At 74.2% G+C, this 25,825-nt stretch carries 17 protein-coding genes; 5 read left to right on the plus strand and 12 right to left on the minus strand.

The annotated features are described in order from the left end of the window. Window positions 1–30 precede the first annotated feature (30 nt). The 4 genes from ACH4FH_RS24650 to ACH4FH_RS24665 form a co-directional block, all read right to left on the minus strand. Complete coding sequence (locus tag ACH4FH_RS24650; RefSeq protein ID WP_398558035.1) at window positions 31–1,431, minus strand: dipeptidase; 1,401 nt, start codon at window positions 1,429–1,431, stop codon at window positions 31–33. Between the two features lie 10 nt (window positions 1,432–1,441). Beyond that, the gene (locus tag ACH4FH_RS24655) at window positions 1,442–5,356 is read right to left on the minus strand and encodes an ATP-dependent helicase (RefSeq protein ID WP_398558036.1); all 3,915 of its coding nucleotides are present in this window, start codon (window positions 5,354–5,356) and stop codon (window positions 1,442–1,444) included. 237 nt (window positions 5,357–5,593) lie between these two features. Beyond that, window positions 5,594–9,127 carry an ATP-dependent helicase gene (locus tag ACH4FH_RS24660; RefSeq protein WP_398558037.1) on the minus strand — a complete coding sequence of 1,178 codons (3,534 nt, stop codon included), beginning with the start codon at window positions 9,125–9,127 and terminating at the stop codon, window positions 5,594–5,596. Between the two features lie 252 nt (window positions 9,128–9,379). Continuing rightward, the gene (locus ACH4FH_RS24665) at window positions 9,380–9,946 is read right to left on the minus strand and encodes an MGMT family protein (RefSeq protein ID WP_398558038.1); all 567 of its coding nucleotides are present in this window, start codon (window positions 9,944–9,946) and stop codon (window positions 9,380–9,382) included. A 200-nt stretch (window positions 9,947–10,146) separates the two neighbouring features. Between ACH4FH_RS24665 and ACH4FH_RS24670 the strand changes: the two genes are divergently transcribed. Further along, entirely contained in the window at window positions 10,147–13,173 is a 3,027-nt protein-coding gene (locus ACH4FH_RS24670; RefSeq protein WP_398558039.1) for a lysylphosphatidylglycerol synthase domain-containing protein, read from the plus strand. Window positions 13,174–13,315: 142 nt separating this feature from the next. Further along, window positions 13,316–13,804, plus strand: coding sequence for a hypothetical protein (locus ACH4FH_RS24675; RefSeq protein ID WP_398558040.1), 489 nt, complete (start codon window positions 13,316–13,318; stop codon window positions 13,802–13,804). 183 nt (window positions 13,805–13,987) lie between these two features. Here the strand turns inward: ACH4FH_RS24675 and moeZ are convergent, their stop codons facing one another. The 8 genes from moeZ to ACH4FH_RS24715 all read right to left on the minus strand — a co-directional run bounded on the left by moeZ (window position 13,988) and on the right by ACH4FH_RS24715 (window position 24,045). Continuing rightward, window positions 13,988–15,166 carry an adenylyltransferase/sulfurtransferase MoeZ gene (moeZ, locus tag ACH4FH_RS24680; protein WP_398558041.1) on the minus strand — a complete coding sequence of 393 codons (1,179 nt, stop codon included), beginning with the start codon at window positions 15,164–15,166 and terminating at the stop codon, window positions 13,988–13,990. A 70-nt stretch (window positions 15,167–15,236) separates the two neighbouring features. Beyond that, window positions 15,237–16,049, minus strand: a complete 813-nt coding sequence (locus ACH4FH_RS24685; protein WP_398558042.1) for a spherulation-specific family 4 protein — start codon at window positions 16,047–16,049, stop codon at window positions 15,237–15,239. After that, window positions 16,037–16,993 (minus strand): NAD-dependent epimerase/dehydratase family protein, encoded by a 957-nt coding sequence (locus ACH4FH_RS24690; protein ID WP_398558043.1) that lies wholly within the window; start codon window positions 16,991–16,993, stop codon window positions 16,037–16,039. Before ACH4FH_RS24690 ends, ACH4FH_RS24685 begins: the two co-directional genes overlap by 13 nt. A gap of 268 nt (window positions 16,994–17,261) precedes the next feature. Beyond that, window positions 17,262–18,578, minus strand: a complete 1,317-nt coding sequence (locus tag ACH4FH_RS24695; protein ID WP_398558044.1) for a hypothetical protein — start codon at window positions 18,576–18,578, stop codon at window positions 17,262–17,264. Beyond that, on the minus strand, window positions 18,575–18,841 hold the full coding sequence (locus ACH4FH_RS24700; protein WP_398558068.1) for a hypothetical protein: 267 nt from the start codon (window positions 18,839–18,841) through the stop codon (window positions 18,575–18,577). Before ACH4FH_RS24700 ends, ACH4FH_RS24695 begins: the two co-directional genes overlap by 4 nt. Before the next feature lie 109 nt (window positions 18,842–18,950). Beyond that, on the minus strand, window positions 18,951–21,008 hold the full coding sequence (locus ACH4FH_RS24705) for a DUF3492 domain-containing protein (protein WP_398558045.1): 2,058 nt from the start codon (window positions 21,006–21,008) through the stop codon (window positions 18,951–18,953). 395 nt (window positions 21,009–21,403) lie between these two features. After that, window positions 21,404–22,945, minus strand: a complete 1,542-nt coding sequence (locus ACH4FH_RS24710; protein WP_398558069.1) for a DUF3152 domain-containing protein — start codon at window positions 22,943–22,945, stop codon at window positions 21,404–21,406. A gap of 89 nt (window positions 22,946–23,034) precedes the next feature. After that, a complete protein-coding gene (locus ACH4FH_RS24715) occupies window positions 23,035–24,045 on the minus strand; it encodes an alpha/beta fold hydrolase (RefSeq protein WP_398558046.1) in 1,011 nt (336 codons plus the stop codon). A 147-nt stretch (window positions 24,046–24,192) separates the two neighbouring features. On the opposite strand from ACH4FH_RS24715, the gene ACH4FH_RS24720 reads away from it, so the two are divergent. The 3 genes from ACH4FH_RS24720 to ACH4FH_RS24730 all read left to right on the plus strand — a co-directional run bounded on the left by ACH4FH_RS24720 (window position 24,193) and on the right by ACH4FH_RS24730 (window position 25,665). Continuing rightward, window positions 24,193–24,420, plus strand: a complete 228-nt coding sequence (locus ACH4FH_RS24720; protein ID WP_398558047.1) for a hypothetical protein — start codon at window positions 24,193–24,195, stop codon at window positions 24,418–24,420. A gap of 148 nt (window positions 24,421–24,568) precedes the next feature. Next, entirely contained in the window at window positions 24,569–25,210 is a 642-nt protein-coding gene (locus ACH4FH_RS24725; protein WP_398558048.1) for a TetR/AcrR family transcriptional regulator, read from the plus strand. A gap of 227 nt (window positions 25,211–25,437) precedes the next feature. Continuing rightward, on the plus strand, window positions 25,438–25,665 hold the full coding sequence (locus ACH4FH_RS24730; protein ID WP_393896399.1) for a DUF3107 domain-containing protein: 228 nt from the start codon (window positions 25,438–25,440) through the stop codon (window positions 25,663–25,665). Window positions 25,666–25,825 lie beyond the last annotated feature (160 nt).

A 25,825-nucleotide genomic window follows, 5' to 3' on the forward strand; every position in this document is an offset into this window, starting at 1 on the left:
TGCCCTTGAGGCTACGGGGGAGAGCACGGGTCAAGCGGTGCTCCAGTTTTCCGCCAGGTCACCCCAGAGGTGGGCGGCCGTCTCGACGCCCTTCATCAGCAGGTCGAGTTCCACCTTTTCGTTCGGGGCGTGCCAGCCGTCGGAGGGGACGGAGATGCCGAGGAACAGCACCGGCACGCCGAGGACGTCCTGAAGGTCGGCGGCCGGCCCGGATCCACCCTCGCGGGTGAAGCGGATCTCCTGGTCGAAGGCCCGTCCCATGGCGCGGACGACGGACTGGAGCGCGGGGTGGTCGAGCGGGGTGAGGCAGGGCCGGGTCGCGCCCCAGAAGGTGATGTCGTGGCGGATGCCGGCGGGGAGCCGGGCGGCCACCCAGTCCCGGACGGACTGCTGGACGGCCTCCGCGTCCTGGCCGGCGACCAGGCGGAAGGACAGCTTGAGCTGGGCGGTGGACGGCACGATGGTCTTGCCGCCGGGGCCCTGATAGCCGCTGCCGATGCCGTTGACCTCGGCGGTGGGGCGGGCCCAGAGGCGCTCCAGGGTGGTGCTGCCGGCCTCTCCGAGGGTGGCGTGGGAGTGCGCGGTGCGCAGCCATGCGGCTTCGTCGAACGGCAGCTCGGCGAAGAGGGCGCGTTCGCGGTCGGTCAGTTCGATCACGCCGTCGTAGAAGCCGGGGATGGTGACGCGGCGTTCTTCGTCGTGGAGGGCGGCGACCAGGCGGGCGGCTTCGGTGGCGGGGTTGGGTACGGCGCCGCCGAAGGAGCCGGAGTGGATGTCCTGGTCAGGGCCGTACAGGTCGACCTGGCAGTCGGTCAGGCCGCGCATGCCGGTGCAGACCGTCGGGGTGTCCTCGGCCCACATGCCGGTGTCGGAGACGATCACCGTGTCGCAGGCGAGGCGGTCGGCGTGCTTCTGGATGAGGGCCGGGAAGTTCGGTGAGCCGGACTCCTCCTCACCCTCGATGAGCAGCTTGAGGTTGACGGCGGGGGCGGTACGGCCCGTCGCGGCGAGGTGGGCGCGGACGCCCAGGGTGTGGAAGAAGACCTGGCCCTTGTCGTCGGCGGCGCCGCGGGCGTAGAGCTTGCCGTCGATGATCTGCGGCTCGAAGGGGTCGGTGTGCCAGCCGTCCTCGGGGGCGGCGGGCTGTACGTCGTGGTGGCCGTAGACGAGCACGGTGGGGGCTGCCGGGTCGCCGGAGGGCCACTCCGCGTAGACGGCGGGCAGGCCGTCGGTTTCCCAGACCTCGGTGGTCGGGAAGCCCGTCTCGGCGAGCTTCGCGGCGAGCCAGTGGGCGCTGCGGCGCACATCGTCGGCGCGCTCCGGATCGGCGGATACGGAGGGGATGCGCAGCCAGTCGCCGAGGTCGCTGAGGAAGGTGTCGCGCCGGCTGGTGAGGTACGCACGGACGGCGCTGTCCGGGGTGGTGCTCATACGACCGAGCCTATCGGCCTTCCGGGGTCGGTCCGTCGGCGGTCTCACCGAGCAGGATGCGCTCCAGCCCGGCTCTGCCGGGCAGCCGTGCGGGTCTGACGACCTCGCCGCTGCGGACGTAGAGGAAGGCGGCGTCGACGGCGGAGGGGCGCAGGCCGTGGCGCTCGGCCCAGGCGAGGCGGTAGATGGCCAGCTGGAGTGGGTCGGCGGTGCGGGTGCGGCCGGTCTTCCAGTCGATGATCTCGAAGCGGTCGCCGTCCGGGCCGGGGGTCTTGTAGACGGCGTCGATGCGGCCGCGGATCAGCCGGCCGGCGAGCGTGAGCTGGAAGGGGGCCTCGACGCGGTACGGGGTGCGGTGGGCGTACGGGGTTCGGGCGAAGGCTTCCTTGAGGGCTTCCAGCTCGGCTTCGTCGGCGATCTCGGTGTGTTCTTCCGGTTCGGCGCCGGGCAGCTCGTCGGGGCCGAGGAACGGCAGTGTCAGCTCTTCGAAACGGGATTCGACCCAGGCGTGGAAGCGGGTGCCGCGCCGGGCCGCGGGCTGGGGCGGGCGCGGCATGGGGCGGGCCAGCTCGCGCGCGAAGCCGTCCGGGTCGGCGGCGAGGCGGAGCAGCTGGGAAGCGCTGAGGGAGAAGGGCAGGGGGACGTCGCGGACGGTGGCGCGGGCGCGGCGGAGTTCGGCGGCGAGGGCGCCGAGGTCGCGGTCCCAGGATCCGACGGTGCGGCGTTCCTCGGGGAGGAGGGAGCGGGGGGTCGCGTCGAGGGGGTCGGCAGGGGCTTCGGGGGCGGCGGAGGCTGCGGGGACGGCGGGGGCTGCGGACTCTGCTCGGGGGCTGCCCGGCGCTGAGCGCTGCGCGACGATGTGCGGCCGCGGCGGGGCGGTACCGGTTCCGGTGGCGGCAGCCGCACCAGCTCCGGCTCCAGCTCCAGCTCCAGCTCCAGCTCCAGCTCCAGCTCCAGGGGAATCCTCGGGGGTGCCGAGGGGCTCACCGAAGCGATCTCCGGCGCGATCTCCGAGGTGGTCGTCGGGCTGGTTGTCGAAGGGGTCGCCAAGGGGACCCTCGAACCGGTCATCGAATCGGTCTTCGAAGGGTTCGGTGGCGTCGAAGGGGTCGGCTTCGGGGACAACATCGGGACCGGCAGGCCCGGTGGGGGGTCCGTCCTCCAGGGCGTCGTCCGGCGGCGGGGGCCATTCCGGGTCGTGCGCGAGGAGCGCTGCGGGGGCGGCGTGCGGTGCGGTGTCTGAACCACCCGGCGCCTCCCGCAGGTCCGGCTCGTCCGGCCAGTGCGACTCGTCCGGCCAGTCCGGCTCGTCCTGCCACGCCGTGCCGTCCTGCCACTCCGCGCCGCTCGGCCGGTCCGGCTCCCGGGCGGCGGCCGCCCGGCGTGGCTCCCCCGGCGGGACCGCCCGCTCGCGCCGGGCCAGCTGGGCACGGACTGTGGCGGCCGCGGCGCGGCGGCGGGCGGTGGCGGTGGGATCCAGGGGCAGCGGCCAGTCCTGTTCGGTGGCGGCTTCGGAGAGGGCGGGGTTCGCCGCGTCCTCCTCGGGGGCGTCCGCCCATGCCTCGATCTCGCCGTGGCCCGCCTCGCAGTGTGCGCGCAGCGCGTCGAGGAAGGCGGAGGGGCCGCGTGGCCGTTTCTGGTCGGGGCCCCACCAGTGGCCGGAGCCGAGGAGCAGGGAGCGGGGGCGGGTGAAGGTGACGTAGCCGAGGCGGAGTTCCTCGGTTTCCTGGTGGTGCTTCGTCGCCTCCTTGAAGTTCTTCAGGCCGCGGGCGGTCCAGTCCTCGACGTCGGGGAGGGTGGCGTGGTCACCGCGCAGGGCGTGCGGGAGGACCTTGGGCTGGGTGATCCAGGATTCGCGGGCTTGTTCGCTGGGGAACTGCTTGCGGACCAGGCCGGGTACGGCGACGACGTCCCATTCGAGGCCCTTGGACTTGTGGGCGGTGAGCACCTTGACGGTGTTGCCGCCGCCGGGGAGCGAGCTGTCCAGGCCCTTTTCGTGCTGGACGGCAGTGCGCAGGAAGCCCAGGAAGGCCGGCAGGGTCGCCTCGCCGTCGAGGGCAGAGCCGCCTTGCTGGGAGGCGAAGCCCGCGGCGGTGTCGAGGAAGGTGCCGAGTGTTTCGCGGCGGCGGGCGGCGAGGGCGTGCGGCGACGCGGACAGTTCGACTTCCAGCCCGGTGACGGCCAGCACGCGGTGCAGGACGTCCATCAGGGGGTCGCTGAGCGAGCGTCGCAGGTCGCGGAGTTCGGCGGCGAGGTAGGCGAAGCGGACCCGGGCGTCGGCGGAGAACGGCAGGCCGTCGTCGGGTCCTTCGGCTTCCAGGAAGGTGTCGAGGGCGTCGGCGAGGGAGATCGTTTCGGCCGGGTCGACGCCTTCGACGGCTTCGGCGAGGCGTTGTTCGGGGTCGTCGGAGGGGCCGCCGTGGTGTGCGAGGGTGCGGGCGCGGCGGCCCAGGAGGGCGAGGTCGCGGGGGCCGATGCGCCAGCGTGGGCCGATCAGCAGGCGGACCAGGGAGGCGTTGGCCGTCGGGTCCTGGAGCACCTCGCAGACGGCGACGAGGTCGGCGATCTCCGGGAGGTGCAGCAGCCCGGAGAGGCCGACAACCTCGACGGGGACGTCCCGGGCGACCAGTTCGCCCTGGATGCGGGCGAAGTCGCCGGCGGTCCGGCAGAGCACCGCGATCTCACCGGGCGGGGTGCCGGTGCGGACGAGGTGGGCGAGGGAGTCGGCGATCCAGGACAGTTCCTCGGCGTGGGTGGGCAGCAGGGCGCAGCGGACGATGCCGTCGCGTTCGGCGCCGGGGGCGGGGCGGAGGGCTTCGACGCCGGCGTGCAGGTCGCGCAGGGGTGCGGCGAGGCCGTTGGCGAGGTCGAGGAGCCGGCCGCCGCTGCGGCGGTTCTCGCTCAGCGCGAAGCGGTGGGCGGGGGCGCCGTCGGCGAAGGGGAAGTGTGCGGGGAAGTCGTCGAGGTTGGCGACGGAGGCGCCGCGCCAGCCGTAGATGGCCTGGCAGGGGTCGCCGACGGCGGTGACGGCGTGGCCGGTGCCGGCGCCGAAGAGGCCGGAGAGCAGCAGGCGCTGTGCGACGGAGGTGTCCTGGTATTCGTCGAGGAGGACGACGCGGAACTCGTCGCGCAGGATCCGGCCGACGTCGGGGCGGGTGGTGGCGAGCGTCGCGGACAGGGCGATCTGGTCGCCGAAGTCCAGCAGGTCGCGGCGGCGTTTCTCGCTGCGGTAGGCGGCGACGAGGTCGAGGAGTTCCCGGCGGCCGCGGGCGGTTTCGGGGACCTTTCGCAGGTCGGCGTTGGAAAGCCGGACGCCGTCGAGGGTGCTGAGCAGTTCGGTGTCGTGGGTGCGGAGCCGGTCGGGGTCGACGAGGTGTTCGGCGAGTTCGCCGTCCAGGGCGAGGAGGTCCTCGACGAGGGAGGGCAGGGATTTGGTGAGCGTGGGATAGGGGCCGGGGGCGGCGCGCAGGACGCGGGCGGCGAGCTGGAAGCGGGTGGCGTCGGCGAGGAGGCGGGCGCTCGGTTCGAGTCCGATGCGCAGGCCGTGGTCCTTGAGGAGCTGGCCGGCGAAGGCGTGGTAGGTGGAGATCCGTGGCTCTCCGGAGGGCTGGTCGGCTCCGGGGCCTTCGGGGAGCGGGTCGGGGTCGGTGACGCCCGCGGCGAGGAGGGCCGCCCTGACGCGTTCCGCGAGTTCGCCGGCGGCCTTGTTGGTGAAGGTGAGCCCGAGGACCTGTTCTGGGGCGACCTGCCCGGTGCCCACCAGCCAGACCACGCGCGCGGCCATCACCGTCGTCTTTCCCGATCCGGCTCCGGCCACGATGACCTGCGGGGCGGGCGGGGCGGTGATGCACGCCGTCTGCTCCGGTGTGAACGGGATGCCGAGGAGCTCTTTGAGCTGCTCGGGGTCGGTGATGGGGGCCTGCACATCGGAAACCGTAGCGGGCCCCACTGACAATCCCGGCGGGCGGCCGCTCGGGCGCGGGCGGCCGCCGGTCCATCCGCCGGTCGTGGTGCGCTTGTGCCGGGCGGCCCGTGTGACGTACGGCTCCCGTGACCTGCGGCTCCAGGGACGTACGCGGCTCCCAGACTCGCGGATCCACAGACGTACGCGGCTCCCGTGACCCGCCGCCCCCGGGAAGGGCGGAACGGCTGGTGGCGGTCGTCACTCCACCACGTGGCGTCCCTCCGGTTGGGCGCTGCACGAGGCACGGAAGGTGCAGTGGGTGCAGTGGGTGCCGGTGGTGGGCGTGAACCGTTCCTCCAGGACGCGGCCCGCGGCCGTGGCGAGCAGGTCGCCGACCCATTCCCCTTCCAGCGGCGGCTGGGCCTGGACGGTGGGCTGCGCCTCGCCGCCGTCCTTCTGCGACGCGCCCAGGCGCAGGTGGACCAGTTCCGCGCCGCCGGGGCCCGGGGTGCTGCCCTCGAAGGCGTCGTCGAGGGCGCCTTCGCGGACCGCGAGCTGGTAGACGGCGAGTTGGGGGTGGCGGGCGACCTCGGGTCCTGTCGGTTTCTGTTTGCCGGTCTTGAAGTCGACGACGTAGGCGCGTCCCTGGGTGTCGCGTTCGACGTGGTCCATGCTGCCGCGGATGCGGACCTGGTGGTCGCCGGCTTCGAGGGTGACGTCGAAGCCGTGCTCGGTGGCGACGGTCTCGCGGCCACGGGCGTCGCGTTCGTTGACGTGCCAGCGCAGGAAGCGCTCCAGGGCGGCGCGCGCGTTGTCCTTCTCCTGGCGGGACTTCCAGGGCGCGTCGAAGGCCAGCGCGTCCCATACGGAGTCCAGGCGTTCCATCAGGACGGTCAGGTCGGCGGGCGTACGGCCGGAGGCGACTTCGTCGGCGAGGACGTGGACGACGTTGCCGAAGCCCTGGGCCGCCGTCGCCGGCGTGTCGGCCTTGACCTCCCGGCCCAGGAACCACTGGAGGGAGCAGGTGTTGGCGAGCTGGTCGAGCGCGCTGCCGGAGAGCACGACGGGCCGGTCGCGGTCGCGCAGCGGGACGGCGCTGTGGGTCGCCTCGTGCAGGCCCCACCAGCTGTCGGGGTGGGCGGCGGGCACCAGCGCGTTGCCGTCGTCGTCGCGCAGGGCCGCCAGTTCGGCGAGCCGCTGGGCTGCGGCCTCGCGCAGCGCCGGGCTCGCCTCGGGGTCGACGGTCGTGGCGCGCAGCTCGGCGACGAGGGCGGCGACGGAGAGGGGGCGGCGGGGGCGGCCGGTGACGTCCTGGGGCTCGACGCCCAGTTCGGTGAGGAAGCGGGACGGCTGGTCGCCGTCGTCGGCCGCGGCCTTCACGGCGGTGACCACGAGGCGCTCGGCGGCGCGGGTGGCGGCGACGTAGAACAGCCGGCGCTCCTCGGCGAGCAGGGCGCCCGGTGTGAGGGGTTCGGCGAGGCCGTCGCGGCCGATCCGGTCGGCTTCCAGGAGCGAGCCGCGGCGGCGCAGGTCGGGCCAGAGCCCTTCCTGTACGCCGGCGACGACCACGAGGCGCCATTCCAGGCCCTTGGAGCGGTGGGCGGTCATCAGGCGCACGGCGTCGGGGCGCACGGTGCGGCGGGTGAGGGTGTCGGCGGCGATGTCCTGGGCGTCGAGTTCCTCCAGGAAGTTGAGTGCGCCGCGGCCGCCGGTGCGTTCCTCGGCGCGGGCGGCGGTCTCGAAGAGCGCGACGACCGCGTCCAGGTCCCGGTCGGCGTTGCGGCCGGCCGCGCCGCCGCGTCGGGCCGCTCGCTCCAGGCGCTGCGGCCAGGGGGTGCCGTCCCACAGTTCCCACAGCGCCGCTTCCGCGGTGCCGCCGCCGGCGAGGAGTTCGCGGGCCTTGCGCAGGAGGAGGCCGAGCCGTTGGGCGCCCCGGGCGTACGCCGGGTCGTGGGCCACCAGGCGCTGGGGTTCGGCGAGGGCTCGGGCGATCAGTTCGTCGGAGGGGCGGGGCAGGGCGCGGCCGGCCGCGCGCTCCTCCTCGCGCAGGGCACGGCCCAGGCGCCGCAGGTCGGCGGAGTCCATGCCGCCCAGGGGCGAGGTGAGCAGCTCCATGGCGGTTTCGGCGTCGATCCGGGCGGCGGGCGCCTCACCGGCGGCCTCGGCGGCGGCGTCTTCGGCGGTACCGAAATCGGCATCGGTGGCGGCCTCTTCGGCGATATCGAAATCGGCATCGGCGGCATCGGCGGCGGTTTCGGCATCGGCATCGTTCCCGGTGGCGGGCTCGACGATCCCGGTGGCGGCCGGGCCGGTGTCCAGGGCCGCCCTGGCGGCGGCCCGCAGCGCGCCCAGGAGCGGTGCGACGGCCGGTTCGTGGCGCAGCGGCAGGTCGTCGCCGTCGATGTCCAGAGGCACTCCGGCCGAGGTGAGGGCGCGGCGTACGGAGGGGATGGAGCGCCCGCCGGCGCGTACGAGGACGGCCATCTCGCCCCACGGCACGCCGTCCTCCAGATGGGCGCGGCGCAGGATGTCGGCGATGTTGTCGAGTTCGGCGCCCGACGTCGGATAGGTGTACGCCTCGACGCGGCCCCCGTCCCGTACGGGCGTCGGCTCGCGGTGGGCGCGCACTTTCTGCGCCGGGAGCCGGGTGAGGGGCATCCTGCGGGTCAGCTGTCGGGTGGCGGCCAGCAGGGTGGCGCCGGCGCGCCGGGAGGTGCGCAGGACCGCGACGGGTGCCGGGGAGCCGTCGCCCCGTGGGAACGTCCGGGGGAATTCGAGGATGCCGTTGATGTCGGCGCCCCGGAACGCGTAGATCGACTGGTCGGGGTCTCCGAAGGCGACGAGGGCGCGGCCCGGGGTGCCTGGGGTGCGCGCCGCGGGGTGGCCGGCCAGGGCGCGCAGCAGCCGGACCTGGGCGACGTCGGTGTCCTGGTATTCGTCGACGTAGACCGCGTCGTAGGTGGCGGCCAGCCGGGCCGCGACGTCGGCGTGCTCGGCGAGCAGTACCGCCCGGTGCACCAGCTCGGCGTAGTCCAGCACGCCCTGGGCGTCCAGGACGTCGAGGTATTCGGCGAGGAAGCCGGCCGCGGCGTTCCAGTCGGGCCGGCCGGTGCGCCGTGCGAAGGCGCCGAGGGCGTCCGGGCCGAGGCCCAGTTCGCGACTGCGGGCGAGTACCGCGCGGACCTCGTCGGCGAAGCCGCGGGTGGTCAGGCAGGCGCGCAGCTCGTCGGGCCAGTGCACCTGGGCGCGGCCGGCGGCTGCCAGCTCCGCCTGGCCTTCGAGGAGTTCCCGGACGACGAGGTCCTGCTCGGGGCCGGACAGCAGCCGCAGGGGGTCGGCGAAGAGGTCGGCGTCCTGGTGGGCGCGGACCAGGGCGTAGCAGAAGGAGTGGAAGGTCGTCGCCTGCGGGACGCCGCCGCGTCGTGCGGGGCCGCCCTGCGCGGGGAGGCCGCCGGGCAGGGCGTGCGGTCCCAGGCGGGCGGCGAGCCGGTCGCGGAGGGCGACGGCGGCCTTGCGGCTGAAGGTGAGGACGAGGATCCGCTCGGGGTCGCCGCCGGCGCGCACCCGCTCCGCCACGGACTCCACCAACGTCGTCGTCTTTCCCGTGCCGGGCCCGGCGAGGACCAGCAGCGGGCCGTGCCGGTGGTCAACCACGGCGCGCTGGGCTGCGTCCAAGACAGGAGGATCCACCGGTCCCGGCGGGGTACGCACCAGTCGGTACGCGCCGGAGGCATCCCGCCGCGCCGCCCGGTGCGGCTGCGTCGGAGGGATGGCCGAGAAGGAGGAACTCACGTGGATCGCCGGTCCTGGAAGGGGGTGCTGGTCGTGGTGCGGTGGGTGACGCCTCGCCGCGCGCCCCGGGGAGGAGCGGCGGTACGGGCCGAGGCGCGCCGCGCGCCCGGGGGCGGGGCGGCGGTGACGGCAGTGCCCGACGGTACGCCAGGCCGCGCCGGGGTCGCAGCGGACGCCACGGCCGGGCGGGCGGATCCGGTGGGTGTGCGGACGGGCCCGGTGGGCCCGCTGCCGATGGCGGGGGCGGTGCGGTCAGGGCCGCCCGCGGGTGTGCCGAGCGTCACGCTCGTCGTCCCGGCCGTCCTCAGCGTCCTGGGCCCCGGCCTCCCGTCCGTCCCCGACATCCCGGGCGTCCCCGACGTCCCGGCCGTCCCATCGCGCCCGCCTCATGTCGAGCCGCGGTATGTGTCCCTCGGCGGTCCGCGACGCGCCGCGCAGGGGTGTGCCCTCGTCCCGGTAGTGCGCCAGCGCGCGCAGCTCGCTGCCCGGCAGCAGCGCGCCGTCCGCGCGGACCACCCGCCACCACGGCACGGCACCTCCGTAGAGAGCCATCACCCGCCCCACCTGGCGGGGCCCGCCGACGCGGCGCGCCCCTCCCTCGCCGGCCGCGGCCGGTGGTTCCTCCCCGGCCAGCCACTCCGCGACATCGCCGTAGGTCATCACCCGGCCCGCCGGGATCAGCTCGGCGACGCCGAGCACCCGCTCGGCGTACTCCGGCAGCTCCACGGGCCCGGCGCCGTGCCCCGAGGGCGCAGCAGCGGCGGGCGTGCCCTCGTCGTCCGCGCCCGGCGCGGCCGCCGTATCTCCGGTCCCACTCATTCGGCCCATCCTGCCGCACCCCACCGACAACGGCCCCGGGGCAGGGTCCCGGTGGGTGGTCCCGCGTGTCCCGCGGCCGGTGTCGTCGCGCGGCGCCGGCGCGGTGCGGTGGCTTGCGTTCCGCTTTCCGCGTCCCCGAAATGCACCCTGATGCCCCGCTCCACCGCCCGGCCGTGCCACCATCTTCCGGACGGTGACTGGTGATACGAGATCAAGAAGAGACGGCCGAGCAGCAGGGTGCGGTGCCTCCACGGGAGGCGGGCGCCCCTGACGCGCTGGTCGTCGGCGCCGCCGGCGCCGCCCGGAAACCGACCGCCCGGACCAGGTGGTCGAGGCGGCGACAGGCGGCGGAACAGGGGAAGCACCAACGGGAGCCGGCCACGGCTTCCGCTACCGAAAAGGCGAGCACGATCGAGAAGGCCGAACGACCCGACGAATCCCGGAGACCGGAAGGGCCAACGGAGCCCGAGCCACCCGAGCTGCGGAAGGAGGAGCGCGAGGAGCCTCAGACCGCGGACCCGGAAGCCGAGGACCCGGCAGCCGAGGACCCGGCAGCCGAGGCGGGCCGCGGCACGCCCCGGACCGGCTCGCACCGCGCCGACCTGGTGGCTGACGAGTGCGGCGAGTTCCACGTCGACCGGGTCTCGGGCGACGAGCCGCTGCTGCCTGCCCGAGTGCACCGCCCGGCCGACCTGCTGCGGCTGCTGCTCGGCATCGCCGGGATCGCGCTCGTCCTGGGCCTGGCCACCTTCGCGCACGGCACCACCCAGGGCCTGGAGAACGACATCGGCAAGGGCGCGGGACAGGCGCCCCAGCTGCTGATCAACCTGGCCGGGCTGACCTCCAGCGTCGCGGTGCTGATCGTGCCCGTGGCGTTCGCCGTCGAGCGGCTGATCAAGCGGGACGGCCTGCGGATCGCGGACGGAGTGCTCGCCGCCGTCCTCGCGCACGGCGTGTCGCTGGCCACCGACCTGTGGGTCGCCGAGGCCGCGCCGCCGTCCATCCGGGACGCGCTGACCCAGCCCCTGGAGAACGGCGCGCTGACCGCGCCCGTGCACAGCTACCTCGCGCCCGTCATCGCCTATATGACGGCGGTGGGGATGTCGCGGCGGCCGCGCTGGCGGGTCGCGATGTGGTTCGTGCTGCTGCTGGACGCCTTCGCGGTGCTGGTCGGCCGCTACACCACTCCGTTCGCGATCGTCACGACCGTGCTGATCGGCTGGACCGTCGCCTACGGCACCCTCTACGCCGTCGGCTCCCCCAACGTCCGCCCCACCGGCCAGAACCTCCTCGCGGGGCTGCGCCGGGTCGGGTTCCACCCGGTCAGCGCGATGCGCGCGGAGGACGCCACCAGCCCCGACAGCCCCGACCACCCCGAGCACGCCGACCGGGGCCGCCGCTACATCGTCACCCTGGAGGACGGCCCGCCGATCGACGTCACCGTCGTCGACCGCGAGCAACAGGCCCAGGGCTTCTTCTACCGCGTCTGGCGCCGCCTCTCGCTGCGCGGCATCAACCAGCGCCGCAGCCTTCAGTCGCTGCGTCAGGCCCTGGAGCAGGAGGCGCTGCTGGCGTACGCGGCGATCGCGGCCGGCGCCAACGCCCCGAAGCTGATCGCCACCTCCGAGCTCGGCCCGGACGCGGTGATGCTCGTCTACGAGCACATCGGCGGCCGCGATCTGGACGCGCTGGCCGACGAGGAGATCACCGACGCGCTGATGCACAGCGCCTGGCGGCAGGTCGAGGCCCTGCAGTCCCGGCGGATCGCGCACCGGCGGCTGGTCGGCGACGCCCTTTTGGTGGATCGTTCCGGCAACATCGTTCTGACCGAGCTGCGCGGCGGTGAGATCGCCGCCGGCGACCTGGTGCTGCGGATGGACATCGCCCAGCTGCTGACCACCTGCGGCCTGCGGGTCGGCGCCGACCGCGCGGTCGCCGCGGCCGTCGAGGTGCTCGGCCCGGACGCGGTCGCCGACAGCCTTCCGCTGCTCCAGCCCATCGCGCTCAGCCGCACCACCCGCGCGACGCTGCGCCAGCGCGCCCGGGAGCGCTCCAAGCGGGAGCGTGAGGCGGTGCTGGCCGCGTCGGAGGCCGCCAAGGAGGCCCGGGAGGCGCTGGCCGCGGCCGGGCCGAAGGACCGCAAGACCCTGCGGGCCGAGAAGATCGCGGAGAAGAACGCCGAGAAGCGGGCCCTGGACGAGGCCACGGAGGAGGCCCGCGAGGAGGACCTGCTCTCGCAGATCCGGCAGGAAGTCCTGCTGATCCGCCCGACGGCGGTGATCGAACCGGCCCGGCTGGAACGCCTCAGCCCACGCATCCTCATCAGCTGGATCGCCGGCGCCTTCGCGGTGTATCTGCTGCTCTCCCAGCTCACCGACTTCAACCTCGGCGATGTGATCAGCGAGGCCCAGTGGGTGTGGGTGCTGGTCGCGATGTTCTTCTCGGCGCTCACCTACATCGCGGCGGCGATGAGCCTGCTGGGATTCGTCACCGAGAAGGTGTCGTTCGTGCGCACCGTCGTGGCGCAGATCGCGGGCAACTTCGTGAAGCTGGTGGCGCCCGCGGCGATCGGCGGTGTGGCGCTCAACACCCGCTTCCTGCAGCGCGCCGGCGTCCGGCCGGGCCTGGCCGTGGCGAGCGTCGGCGCCTCCCAGCTGTTCGGGCTGGGCAGCCACGTCCTGCTGCTGCTGACCTTCGGCTATCTGACGGGCACCGAGCGCACCCCGCAGATCTCGCCCTCCCGTACGGTCATCGCCGGCCTGCTGACCGTGGCCGTGCTGGTCCTGATCGTCACCGCGGTGCCGGCGCTGCGCAAATTCGTCTCGACGCGGGTGCGGTCGCTGTTCGCCGGGGTGGTCCCGCGGATGCTGGACATCCTCCAGCGGCCGCGGAAGCTGATCACCGGTATCGGCGGGATGCTGCTGCTGACCGCGGCGAACGTGATGTGCCTGGACGCCTCGATCCGCGCGTTCGGCGGCGGCGACAAGATCAGCTACGCCAGCATCGCGGTCGCCTTCCTCGCGGGCAACGCACTGGGCTCGGCCGCGCCGACCCCCGGCGGTGTGGGCGCCGTCGAGGGCGCGCTGATCGGAGCGCTGACGTTCGCGGGGCTCACCGCCGACACCGCCTTCCCGGCGGTGCTGCTGTTCCGGCTGATGGTCTTCTGGCTCCCGGTGCTGCCGGGGTGGCTGGCCTTCACCTACCTGACCCGCAAGGGCGAGATCTGAGCACACCGACGGCGGACCGGCACCGCGGACCGAGCGAGCGCGAGGGCGCACGAAGGGCTCAGGCACTCCCCCGAGCGCTCAGCGTCCACCCGAGCGCCGGGCACCGGCCCCCGCTCTGCCGCAGGCTGCGATGATCGGCCGCATGACCATGCCGCAGTGCGGGCCCCTTGCGAATGCCCCTCTCGAACAGCTCTTTCCGGTCGCCGATGAGGGCGACTTGGAGCTCGTCCGTCAGGGGGCCGCAAAGGTGGACGTGGCACTCGCCCCGGGTCCCCCGGCACTGTGGGAGTGGGAGCCGGGAGTGCTGTGCACAGTGGTCACGGTGTCCGAGGGAGTCGACAGCCGGCTTGAGTTCTTGCTCCAGGTGGACTGTTCGGAGGGCGTTACCCCCAGCGTCTTCGCGAGCGCGTGTGTGACATGCGGGTGCGAGAGGAACCACGAGACGCACTTCATCGAGGAAGAGCCGATCTATCTCGCGGGAGCGTCCCACAGCCTTCAAGGGCTGGGGCCTGCGTTCGGGCTTGCCGCAGACCTGCTGGTGGAATTCCTTGCGAACCCCAAAGACGCTGCTCACTGGCGGTCGTTGCGGGGCTTGCCCGCGCCCCGGTCGGCCATCCCGGAGCACCCCTAGGCGTCCCATCTGCACGACTGCCCGGTTACGCCGCTGCCGCCCATGCCGAAAAGGACGGTACGCCGGGCCGTCTGCGGGCCGCCGGAAGGGCACCTACAGCAAACAACAACGACCGACGACGACGGCCCCAGACAGCAAGACAGCGGGCCGCGACGAAGAGTCGCAGCCCGCTGCATTGGGTGATCAGTAGATCGGCTTCTCCGGCTCAACGGTGTTGACCCAGCCGATGACGCCGCCGCCGACATGCACCGCGTCGGAGAAGCCGGCGGACTTCAGGACCGCGAGCACCTCCGCGGAACGGACGCCGGTCTTGCAGTGCAGGACGATCTTCCGGTCCTGCGGGAGGTCCTGGAGGGCGGTGCCCATCAGGAACTCGTTCTTCGGGATCAGGCGGGCGCCCGGGATCGAGACGATCTCGTACTCGTTCGGCTCGCGAACGTCGATGATGTCGATCTTCTCGTCGGCGTCGATCCACTCCTTGAGCTGCTTCGGAGTGATCGTCGAACCTGCCGCCGCCTCCTGGGCCTCCTCCGACACGACGCCGCAGAAGGCCTCGTAGTCGATGAGCTCGGTGACGGTCGGGTTCTCGCCGCAGATCGCGCAGTCGGGGTCCTTGCGGACCTTGACCTGCCGGTAGGTCATCTCCAGCGCGTCGTAGATCATCAGGCGGCCGAGGAGGGGGTCACCGATGCCCGCGAGGAGCTTGATGGCCTCGTTGACCTGGATGGAGCCGATGGACGCGCACAGCACACCCAGCACGCCGCCCTCGGCGCAGGAGGGGACCATGCCGGGCGGCGGGGGCTCCGGGTACAGGCAGCGGTAGCAGGGGCCGTGCTCGCTCCAGAACACCGACGCCTGGCCGTCGAAGCGGTAGATCGAGCCCCAGACGTACGGCTTGTTCAGCAGCACACAGGCGTCGTTGACCAGGTAGCGGGTGGCGAAGTTGTCCGTGCCGTCCACGATCAGGTCGTACTCGGCGAACATCTCCATGACGTTCGTGGAGTCCAGCCGCTCTTCGTGCAGATTGACCGTGACGTACGGGTTGATGCCCAGGACGGTGTCCTTGGCGGACGCGGCCTTGGAGCGGCCGATGTCGGCCTGGCTGTGGATGATCTGGCGCTGCAGATTCGACTCGTCGACCTCGTCGAACTCCACGATGCCCAGGGTGCCGACGCCGGCCGCGGCCAGATACATCAGCGCGGGCGAGCCAAGGCCACCGGCGCCGACGCACAGCACCTTGGCGTTCTTCAGCCGCTTCTGCCCGTCCATCCCGACGTCGGGGATGATCAGGTGGCGGGAGTACCTGCGGACCTCGTCGACGGTGAGCTCAGCAGCTGGCTCGACCAGGGGTGGCAGCGACACAGAAGACCTCAACAAGGGATTGGTCGATCTCAATACGATGGTTCTTCCCGTAACACTGCCACGCCCTTCTTCATTCCGAGACACCCGGTCCGATGCGCGAGACGAATTCGTCCCAGTAACCGGGCAGCGACTCCCAGGCATTTCCGCCCTGGTCACGGCGGTCGGTGAAGTACACCGTGCCGGCACCCTGCCAGCGCGCGATCCGCAGCGCCTCGTCCAGATGCGTCCGCGGCACGCCGTGGACCAGGTGGCAAAACCGCTCCGGCGGGTAGTCGGCGGTCCACTCGGCCACCTGTGACCAGCGGTAGTCGGCCCAGGCGCCGGTGAAGGTGACCAGCTGGTCGGCGGACTCCGCGTAGCCGGGGAACGGGTGGGAGCCGTGCCCGAAGACGATGTAGGCGTCGTCGAGGAGGGTCCGCAGGGTGGTGGCGATCCGCCGGGTCTCGGGCAGCAGTGTCCGATCCGTGGGACAGCGGTCCATCCAGAAGCCGTCGACCTTGTACCACTCCAGGTAGCGGTGCGCGTCGGAGACCAGCTCCCCGAAGGGGCGCGCGCCGCAGCCCGTGTCGAGGTGTCCCAGCAGCCGGACACCCGTCTCGCGCAGGCGCGCGGCGGCGGGCATGCAGTGCGGATCGGGGCGCGCGCCGGGGCCGTTGGAGACGTTGAGCACCGCCCAGTGCACCGGCGCCACCGGGACATAGCCGTGGCCGGGCCGGTCCCGGAGGGGCTCCGGCGGCAGCACGAACCCCCGTGAGCAGCGGAGCAGTTCGGCCCATTCGGTGGGCGCGAGCAGCGGGTGCGCGAAGCCCGGCACCCCGACCCCGAGCGGCCCGGCGCCGGTCGGGGCGCGGGTGGTGCCCGCGGGGGTGCTCAGATACGACATGCGGCCTCCATCCAGATGTCGGCGAGGGACTCCTCCAGGCCGATCCGCGGCCGCCAGCCGAGCCGGTCGCGTGCGGTGCGCACGTCCGCCTGCTGCCAGGTGCCGCAGCCGTCGGGGTAGGGGTAGGTGGCGGGCGGTGCGCCTGCCGGGTGTTCTGCGGACGGCCCCGGGATGACCAGCCGCGCGGGCGGGGAGTCGAGTTCGTGCAGCGAGCCGCCGAAGCCGGCGACCCGGGCGAGGACGGACGCGGCCTCGCGCAGCCGTACGGCGCGGCCGGTGCCGATGTTGACGACGCCCTGCGCGGCGGAGAGCGAGGCGGCGTGCACGGCTCGGGCGATGTCGCGGACGTCGACGAAGTCGCGCTGGACGCCGAGGCCGCCGAGTTTCAGCTCGCTGTCGTTGGCCTGCATGGCGCGGCGCATGGCCTCGGCGAGCCGGCCGAGCGGTGAGCCGGCCGGGGTGCCGGGCCCGACCGGGGAGAAGACCCGCAGCACGACGGCGTCGAGGCCGGAGCCCAGGACCAGTTCGGTGGCGGCCAGTTTGCTCACGCCGTACGGCCCCCCGGGGCGGGGCACCGCGTCCTCGGCGGTGGAGGAGCCGGGCTGGGAGGGCCCGTACTCGGAGGCGCAGCCCAAGTGGACCAGTCGGGCGCCGCAGCCGCTGCGGCGCAGCGATTCGCAGATGGTGGCCACCGCGACGGTGTTGTGCCGGGTCAGGTCGCGGGCTCCGCCGCGGGTGGCGCCCGCGCAGTTGACGACGACGCCGGGGTGGACGGCGTCGAGGAAGCGGGTGAGCGCGCCGGGGCTGCCGGTGGCCAGGTCGAAGCGGACGTCGGCGTCGTCGCCCCGCCCGAGGGCGGTGAGCTGGACGGCCGGGTCGGCGAGCAGACGGTCGGCGACGTAGCGGCCGAGGTAGCCGTTCGCGCCGATGAGCAGCACCCTCATCGTGCAACCCCCCGGTGCCCGTGGCGTGTGGTCGGGTGGACGTTCATGTGTCGCGCTCCTATGGCGGATGGAAAGTGGTGCGTCGGCTCCGGCCGCGGGTTCGGCGTCCGCCCTGGGGGCGGCCACGTGGGGGGTGGGGCCTGCGGCGAAGGGGGCGAAGCGGCGGAGGCGGGGCGCCGTTTCGGGGGTGGTGCGTGGTGTGGGGGCCCGTGCGGGCGGTCCGTGCGGGGTGCTGCGGCGGTGTGGGGGCCGAGGGGTGTCCCGAGGGTCACGGCCGGTCCGCCTCAGCGGCCGGGGCGGGCGAGTGAGCCCAGGCCCCGGTCAGCGCGCGCAGGCCGTACAGGAGCAGGCCGAGTGCGGCGGCCGTGCAGGCGACGGCGGGGACGGCGGCCGGTCCCGCCGCTGTGGTCAGCGCCTCCACCGGGCGGCCGAGCGGGGCGAGGCCCGGGAGCCGGGCGGTGAGGACGGTGGCCGGGGCGAGTGCCTCCAGGGCGGCGGCCGAGGCGAGGCCCGCCGCGGCCGCGTCGCGGAAGCCGTGCACGGTGAGCAGCCGGGCCAAGAAGAGCAGCACGCCCAGAGCCGAGGCCGCGGCCGTCTCCGGCGCACCGGTGCCGCCGAGGAGCAGTCCCGTGCCGACGAGCAGCGCCACCTGTGCCGTGAGGAAGAGTCCGGTGGCGCCGAGCAGCAACGGCCTTACTCGGGCGGCGAGTTCGCCGAGTCCGCGGCTGGTGGCGAGGCCGCGCCTGCCGCGTACCGCGAAGAAGCGGGCGCACCAGGCCGCGGGGGCGACCGCGAAGGCCAGTGCCAGGACGGCGGCGACGGCGGGGCGGGGGTGGGCGTGCGGCAGGTCGGGGCCGCCGGCCAGCAGCTCCGTCAGCAGCCAGTCGCCGCAGAGTGCGTAGCCGACGGTCCAGCAGATCCACGGTGTCGCCCAGTTGCCGCCGGGCCGGTGTGCCCGCAGGGGACCGGACCGTACGCTCAGCCGCACCGCGAGGGCGACCAGTACGAGGCCCGCGAGGGCCACCGCGGGCCGGGTCCACCAGGTGGTGGGGGCGGCGGAGGCGACGGCGGCGACGACCGCGACGCAGACGGCGCCGGGCAGGAGGTGCAGCACCGCGCGCACGCTGCGGGAGCGGGGGGCGGGCTCCGGGCGGGGCGCGGCGAGGGGGGCGGGCTCGGCGCGCGGTACCCGGGCGTAGAGCTCCTCGGCCAGGGAGAAGACGTCGCGGTGCCGGAAGCGTGCGGCGGTGCGGTCGGTGACGCCGTGGGTCTCCAGGCCCGCGGCGATCTCCAGGGCGTCGACGGCGCGGGCGCACAGCTCCTGGTGGCGGTGCATCAGGGCCCTGACGGGGTCGGCGGGGCCGCGGCGGGGCGGGCGCGCGGCGGCTTCCTTGCGGGTGGCTGGTGGTGGGGTGGGTGCCGCGGCCGGCGTGCGGTCCCGGTGCGCCGTGGGTGTGTCGGCCGCGGCGGCGGGCCGGTCGTCCTTGTCGATCAGGGCGGCGGACGGGCCGTCCCAGGCGCCATGGCTCCGGGGGGTGAGGGGGCCGTCGCCGGGCGCGGGGCGCTGCGTTCGGGGCGCGGTCATGCCGTGTCTCCTCTCCCTGTGGCCTGGGCACGGACCGTCTGGGCCGAGCAGGAGTGGGCGGCGCGACGCCGTGGCGGGCGGGCCGCCGGGCGCACGCGGCCGGCCAGGGCGGGGCGCACTCTGGTGCAGGCGGGGAGGGCTGCCCGGCCGACGGCTCTGCGGTTGCCGTGCGCCACGTCCGTCATACCCGTCGCCAGCGCCACGCCGACCACACCCACGGCACACACCACGTCCAGCACGCCCGTCACCACCGTCATGTCCATCACGCTCACCACGTCCGCCTCATCGCCTCTGGGGTCTTGTTCGTCGTCCGCCGCGCCGGGCCGGTGTCGGCTCGGGGCCTGGGCGCGGCCCGCAGCTCGTCGCGTCCGCTCATGTGCCCGCCGTTCGCGCGGGCGCCGGGAAGCCGCCGGCTCCGACCGCCACGCCGGGCGCCCGAGCGGCGTCCCCCGGAAGGTCGTGAAGGGAGGCGTCGGCGCCGTCCCGCGCACCGTCGGCGGCGGCCGGGCCGACCCCGGTACGCCTCGCTGCCCCGACGTCCGCAGGCCGCGCGGCGCGCTCGTCGTACGCACCGACCTCGCCGTACGCGCCCACCGGCTCCCCCGCTCTCGCGGACGGCACCGCTCCCCCGCCGGTGCGCTCCGCGGTCGCCCGGAGGGTCTGCATCGCCGCGCGCTCCGCCTCCGGCGTCGCCCAGCTCGGTGTCCGGCCGGCCGACGCGGCGCGGGTGGCCGCGGCGGGCGCGGCCCAGCGGCCGGGGACGTGGGACTCCGCGGGGCGGGCGAAAGGGTGCGGTACGCCATGGGCGTCCACCGCGCCGGGCTCCGCCGCGCGGCCGGGAGCGCGCGAGATCAGCTCCAGGTAGATGCCACGAAATGCCGCGACGTTCTGCTCGACGGTGAACAGCTCCAGCGCCCGCGCGCGGGCCGCGGCACCCAGCCGGGCCCTGCGGGCCGGGTCGCCGAGCAGCGCGCGGCAGGCGTCGGCGAGGGCGCGGGGGTTCCTCGGCGGGACCACCAGGCCGGTGCCCCCGATGGCCTCGCAGACCGCGCCGACATCGGTCGAGACCGTGGCGCGGCCGCAGAACATCGCCTCGACCAGGGAGCGGGGGAAACCCTCGATGACGCTGGAGAGCACCACGACCGCACCGGACGCGTAGGCATCCTCCGGGGTCGGCACCTCCGGGCTGCCGATCTCCTCGAAGCTGACCGGGTTCTCGCCGACGGTGCGCGCGTCGGCGGCCTCGTCGGGGAAGAGCTGGGCGGCCAGGGCCCGGCAGTGCGCGAGATATCCGGGGGCCTGCGGATCGCGGCCCGGCCCGCCGATGATCCGCAGCGTGGCGTCCGGTTCGGCCTTGCGGATCTCGGCGAAGGCGTGCAGTAGGGCGACGAGGTCCTTGGCGGGTTCGATGGCGCCGACCCACGCCAGGGTCTTGGAGTCGTCGGCCACGGCGTCCGGGACGGCGGCGAAGCGGCGGGCGTCCATGCCGGGGTAGACCGTGCGCAGCCGGGCCCGGTCGGCGCCGCAGCGCTCCTGCCAGCGCCTGGCGTGGGTGTTGCCCGGCGTGATCAGCGCGGCCTGGGCGTAGGTCTCGGCGGCCAGTGCCCCCTGGAAGGCGGCGAGCAGGGCGCGCACCGGGGCGGTCAGGGGGGAGGCGGCGCGCGCGAGGTAGTGCTCGCGCAGTCGCACGCCGTACTCGGTGACCAGCAGTGGGGTGCCGAAGAAGCGTTTGGCCAACAGGCCGGGGAGGGCAGCGGCCCCGCCGGAGGTGGCGTGGCAGAGTTCCACGCCGCCGAGCCCGGGGCCGCCGTCGTTGTCGCCGTACCAGTCCAGCGACAGGGGGCGCAGGGCGAGTTCGAGCCGCTCGGTGACGGCCAGCAGGTCCTGGATCTGTGCGCCCTGGGCGGCGGGCAGGCCGCGGGGGGCTCGGCAGGCGCGTTCCAGGAGGCGCACGGCCTCCTCGGAGCGGAGCAGTGGGAGTCCGCCGTGTTCACGGGCCAGTTCGGCGAGCCCGTAGAGACCGTTGGCGAAACGGTCCGCCTGTCCGTTGGTGGAGTCGGTGGCGGCCTGCGGGCCGTCGGCGGCGTCCGGGGTGTGCGCCGGGTTGTGCACCGGGGTCAACGCCGCGGTGAGGTCGCCGAAGTGCTCGGCGAAGCGGCGGCGTTCGCGGCGGCCCGCGCCGCGGCTGCGGCGCTCCTCGGGATGTCTGCGGTGCTCGTCGGGGAACTCGCCCCACAGGGGTGCGCTGTGCACCAGCCTGACGTGCGGGGGCAGTTCGGCCCGGCCGCGCGCTTCCTGGCGGGGGTCGGTGGTCAGGGCGTAGATCTCGAATTCATGGCCGGTGAGCCCGCGCACGAGCCGGTCGCACCACACGCGCGACTCACCGGACGCGTACGGATAACCACCCTCGGTGAGCATTCCGATGCGCACGAGTGCACCCCCGTCCTCCCATATCGGCGTCCTTGGCGCGGCGGACTCGCCGCCACCTGCAGGAAGAAGCTACGCAAAGGGGCCGGTGGCGCGATGGACGGTTGTCCGTCGCACCACCAAAAGGGGTGAACACGCGTAACTTTCCCCTCCGGGGGGCGTTTCAACGCGCTATGTGAGGGGCACGGCACCGTGCGTAGCCGCCCCGGCGGGCCGCGACCTGCGGAACGAGCACCGGAAACGGGTCCCGGCGGCTGCGGGGAAGACCGGCGGGGAGCGTCGTACACCCGGTCGACCGCCGCTCTGCGGCACGGTGGCGGAGACCGGCGCCCCTTGACGAGCCCCGTGCCGGCGCGGGCGCCTCCGACGAGAACAGCCCACATCCCGTCCCCGGCGGGTCAGCTCGGCGGGAACGGCCAGGAGTTGGGCCGGCAGGTGGCGCCGTCCGTGGTCAGGAACTTTGTCTGCTGCATCATCACGGGGGCGAGTGCGCCCTGCCGACTGCAGCCCTCGTGGTTGTGCCCCAGCCGGTGGCCGACCTCGTGGTTGATCAGCATCTGCCGGTAGGCGAACATCTCGTCCTGGCCGTAGGTCTTGGCGCCCTGCGCCCAGCGATATGCGTTGATCATGACGCGGTCGGTGGCCGCCGAGTCACAGGAGACGTTGTCCTCGGTGGTGTCCAGGCCGGACTTCGCGCACCACTTCGCGGTCGTCCCCGGACTCGCGAGCGTGATCACGAAATCGGCGTCGCCCGAGCCCACCCGCTGGAAGGCGCGCTGTCCGCCGTGTGCCCAACTGCGTTCGTCGTTGAGGGTCTTGTGGACCGCCTGGGCGAACAGATCGCCGTCCAGGGGCAGTCCGTCCTCGATGTCGACGCGGTAGCGCAGCACCTGCCCGCGGCCGGGCGCCTCGGCGTCGCCGCCGGCCGCGGTGAAGGTCCCGTCGGCCGTCAGCTTCGCGTCGAGCGGAATGACCTGCGCCATCTTCTGGGCGTACGAGGCGGGCTTCGCGTCCGGGGTGGGAGGGGCCTGCGTCGGGGAGGGGGCGTCGTCGAGACCGTCCGCCCGGTCCGGGCCGCTGCGGGGTTGTACGTCGCCGCCCTTGTGCTGCTCGGCGACCTGTCCGGCGATGACCACGGCGAGCACCGTGGTCACGGCGGCCGCCGCCGCACCGGTGAACGTCCGCCCCTTGGCGCCCTTCTTACCGGCCCGCATCGCCTCGGCTCCGTGCAGCGGGGCCTGCTCCGTCCCGCCGTCCGCGTCCATGCCGTCCGCGCCGAGTGCGGTGCGCAGGTCCGGGTCGTCGGTCCCCGCGTCCTCATGGTCGGACTCCCGGTCGAAGACCACCGAGCGTCCGGTGTACCGCCCCCCGGGCGGCACCCCGTCCGCCATGGTGTCCGCCCCGTCGCCGCGCGGCCCGGCTCCCCGGCCCGCACCGGGCGCACCGGCTCGGAAGACGTCGTCGTCCGCGAAGGCCTCCACATACTCCCGCCGCGGCCCCGGGGCGCCCTGCGGGGCGAGCGGGGTGACGAGCCCGCCGAAGCCGTCCGGGGCACGGCCCGCCGGCGGGCCGTCGGGTACGCCCGTGCCGAAGCGCGGCCCACCGGCCGCGCCGAACCCCGTCACCCCGGCAGCGCCGGACGCGCCGAGCCTCGGGCCGGCCTCGGGCTCGGCCGCCCGGGGCCGCGGGATGCGGGGACCGCCGGACGCCGGGGACGCGCCCCAGCCGCCGCCCGGCTCTCGCTGTTCGGGGTGGCCGCCGCGCGCACCCGGGGCCCACGGCCCGCCATCGGAGCCACCACGGCCCGGCCCGCCGGAACCCGGCGCGCCGGACGGCCATCCGTCGCCCTCCGCAGATCCGCGCCGGCGGCGCCCCGGCCCCTCGGCAGCGCCGCCACCGGTCGCGCCCGGCCGCGCGTCCGGGTCCGGCGCGCTGTGCATGTCGGGCACGTCGTGCGGGTCGGCGGACCCCGGGTTGTCCGCTGCGTTCTCCGGCCGGCCTCGGCGGCTATGGCGTCCCACTGGGCGTGTCAGCTCCTGCCCGCGTCAGCGGTCTTCTCGGTCACATCGCTGTCGAGCAGCTCGCGGAAGGCCCGCGCCACCGCCCCTGGGTATTCCATCATCGCCACGTGCCCGGCCTCCGGCAGCGTCAGCAGCCGCGCCCCACGGAACGTCGCGGCCGCCCGCCGGGCCATCCGGTAGCCGACCAGGCGGTCGCGTCCACCGTAGACGAGGAGGGTGGGGGCGAGCACCCGTTCGGCCTGCCGCCACAGATTGTGCTGCCCGCCGAGGGTGTAGGCGTCCACCAGCCCGCGCGCGGAACGCTCCATCACCTCCCAGAAATACGGGAGTTCGAGCCGCCGCGCGTACTCGTCGGCGGCCGAGGTCAGGCCCTCGGGGGTGACCAGGCCGGGGTCGCCGTAGCAGAGCGAGAGCACCTCGCGGGTGCGGCGCTCGGGCGTCCACTCGCGGGTGAGCCGGCTGAAGAGCCGTGCGACGCCGGGGACGGCGAGCAGTGCGGTCGGCACCGCCGACAGCTGCGGACGCAGCTCGGGAAGCGCGGGGGAGATCAAGGTCAGGGTGCGGACGAGGTCCGGGCGGACGGCGGCCACCCGGGTGGATGCGGCGCCGCCCATGGAGTTGCCGATGAGGTGCACCGGCCCGCGCCCGGTGGTGTCGAGGTAGCGGATGACCGCTCGGGCCTGCGCGGAGACGGAGTAGACGCCGTCGTCCGGCGGGGGTGAGTAGCCGAAGCCGGGCAGGTCGAGTGCCTCGCCGTCCACCCGGTCGGCGAGCAGCGGCATCAGGGCGGACCAGTTCTGCGAGGAGCCGCCGAGGCCGTGGACGAACAGCGCGCGCTCGCGGGGGCCGGAGCCGCCGCCCCGGCCCGTGGCCGTCCCGTCCGGCGACCGCACCGTGACCGTCAGTCCGGGCAGGTTCACGGATCGCACCGTCTCGCCCGCACCCCCCGCCCGGGGGCCCGGGCCGGCTGGCGGCACCGGGAGGGCGGCCCGGGTGTCCGGCGACTCGGTCGAAGACATGGGCACGATGTTACGAGATGATCACGCGGCCGATTGTGTGTTCGCTGTCACACACCGCATCGCGCTGCCGCAGTCACTCTCCTAGGCTCGTAGGGAGGGCAGCTGCCCGGCCCCTGCTTCATGCCGAATGCGAGAGAGGGAGCCACCATGCCCGTCGACCCGACCGATCCGGACACCTTCGAGGACGAGGACGACGTGAACGACGCAGCGGAGATCGATGTGGAAGCGCCCGAGAACGACGCCGTGGAACAGCACGCCGACGTCGAACCGCAGTGGGACGAGGCGCTCGCGGACGCCGACCCGGCCTCCGCCAACGAGGCGGATCTCGCGGAGCAGGCCCGCGTGGTGGAGCTCAACGAAGACGAATACCGATGACCTGGGCTGTTATGTCAGCTTCGAGCGGCGTCCACGGAGCGAAATTCTCACCTCCGACGACGCACAGCCGCATTACCCAAAAGTACGATGGCGGGCGTGACGCACCATCTTGCGTGCGCCGCGTACGGAACCACTTCTGGGAGGCAGCGTGAGCGCCATCGAGCAGACCGAGGCGGCACGCCCGCGGGGCACACGCCTGCCACGCCGAGCCCGGCGCAATCAACTTCTGGGCGCGGCCCAGGAAGTTTTTGTCGCGCAGGGCTACCACGCGGCTGCCATGGACGACATCGCCGAGCGGGCGGGCGTCAGCAAGCCGGTGCTCTACCAGCACTTCCCCGGCAAGCTGGATCTCTACCTCGCGCTGCTCGACCAGCACTGCGAGTCCCTGCTGCACTCGGTGCGTACGGCGCTGGCGTCGACGACCGACAACAAGCAGCGCGTCGCGGCGACGATGGACGCCTACTTCGCCTACGTCGAGGACCCGGGCGGCGCCTTCCGGCTGGTCTTCGAATCGGACCTCACCAATGAGCCGGCCGTCCGCGAGCGGGTGGACAAGGTCTCGCTGGAGTGCGCCGAGGCCATCAGCGCGGTGATCGCCGAGGACACCGGCCTGTCGAGGGACGAGTCGATGCTGCTCGCCGTGGGCCTGGGCGGCGTCTCGCAGGTGGTGGCGCGCTACTGGCTCTCCTCGGGCAGCAAGGTCCCGCGCGACACCGCGGTACAGCTGCTGACGTCACTCACCTGGAAGGGCATCGCCGGCTTCCCGCTGCACGGCTCGGACACCCACTGACCCGTCCGCGCCGAAGGCGCCCACGCGCGACGCCGGTCGCGGCCCTGTGCCGCGGCCGGCGTCGCGCGTGTTCGCGGTCGGCGTCGCGTGTGTTCGCTGCGGGCGTGCTCCAGGGCGTCCGCTCGACCCCCGCGCCGGGCTAATGTGTGCTGCGTACCGCGCGGAAGATCGCGCACCTTCCCCCAGCTGACGCCGGGGGACCTCGGACCGTCGGAGGGACATAAGCCGTGGAGGTCAAGATCGGCGTGCAGCACGCACCCCGCGAGATCGTTCTGGAGAGCGGGCAGTCTGCCGAAGAGGTCGAGCGCGCGGTGGCCGACGCGCTGGGCGGCAAGTCACAGCTGCTGAGCCTGGTGGACGACCACGGTCGCAAGGTTCTGGTCCCGGCGGACCGTCTGGCCTACGTCGAGATCGGCGAGCAGACGGCCCGCAAGGTCGGGTTCGGCGCGCTCTGAACAGGGGGCGCCGCATGCGGCGCCCGCAGTCGAGGCGCGCGGGGGGGGGGGGGGGGGGGGGGCCCCCGCCCCCCCCCCCCGCGCCCCCCCCCCCGACCCCCCCCACACCCCCCCCCCCCCCCCCAGGGGGGGGGGCGGAGAGGTGTGAGTTGGGTTTTTA

Source organism: Streptomyces sp. NPDC017993 (genome assembly GCF_044328065.1).
GTDB lineage: Bacteria > Actinomycetota > Actinomycetes > Streptomycetales > Streptomycetaceae > Streptomyces.

What these genes read in the sequence shown, in the direction of transcription:
- ACH4FH_RS24720 (WP_398558047.1), top strand. Translation starts at nt 24,193, where the DNA reads ATGCCCGTCGACCCGACCGATCCGGACACCTTCGAGGACGAGGACGAC.
- ACH4FH_RS24685 (WP_398558042.1), bottom strand. Translation starts at nt 16,049, where the DNA reads ATGTCGTATCTGAGCACCCCCGCGGGCACCACCCGCGCCCCGACCGGC.
- ACH4FH_RS24675 (WP_398558040.1), top strand. Translation starts at nt 13,316, where the DNA reads ATGACCATGCCGCAGTGCGGGCCCCTTGCGAATGCCCCTCTCGAACAG.
- ACH4FH_RS24715 (WP_398558046.1), bottom strand. Translation starts at nt 24,045, where the DNA reads ATGTCTTCGACCGAGTCGCCGGACACCCGGGCCGCCCTCCCGGTGCCG.
- ACH4FH_RS24700 (WP_398558068.1), bottom strand. Translation starts at nt 18,841, where the DNA reads ATGGACATGACGGTGGTGACGGGCGTGCTGGACGTGGTGTGTGCCGTG.
- ACH4FH_RS24650 (WP_398558035.1), bottom strand. Translation starts at nt 1,431, where the DNA reads ATGAGCACCACCCCGGACAGCGCCGTCCGTGCGTACCTCACCAGCCGG.
- ACH4FH_RS24665 (WP_398558038.1), bottom strand. Translation starts at nt 9,946, where the DNA reads ATGAGTGGGACCGGAGATACGGCGGCCGCGCCGGGCGCGGACGACGAG.
- ACH4FH_RS24690 (WP_398558043.1), bottom strand. Translation starts at nt 16,993, where the DNA reads ATGAGGGTGCTGCTCATCGGCGCGAACGGCTACCTCGGCCGCTACGTC.
- ACH4FH_RS24710 (WP_398558069.1), bottom strand. Translation starts at nt 22,945, where the DNA reads ATGCACAGCGCGCCGGACCCGGACGCGCGGCCGGGCGCGACCGGTGGC.
- ACH4FH_RS24695 (WP_398558044.1), bottom strand. Translation starts at nt 18,578, where the DNA reads ATGACCGCGCCCCGAACGCAGCGCCCCGCGCCCGGCGACGGCCCCCTC.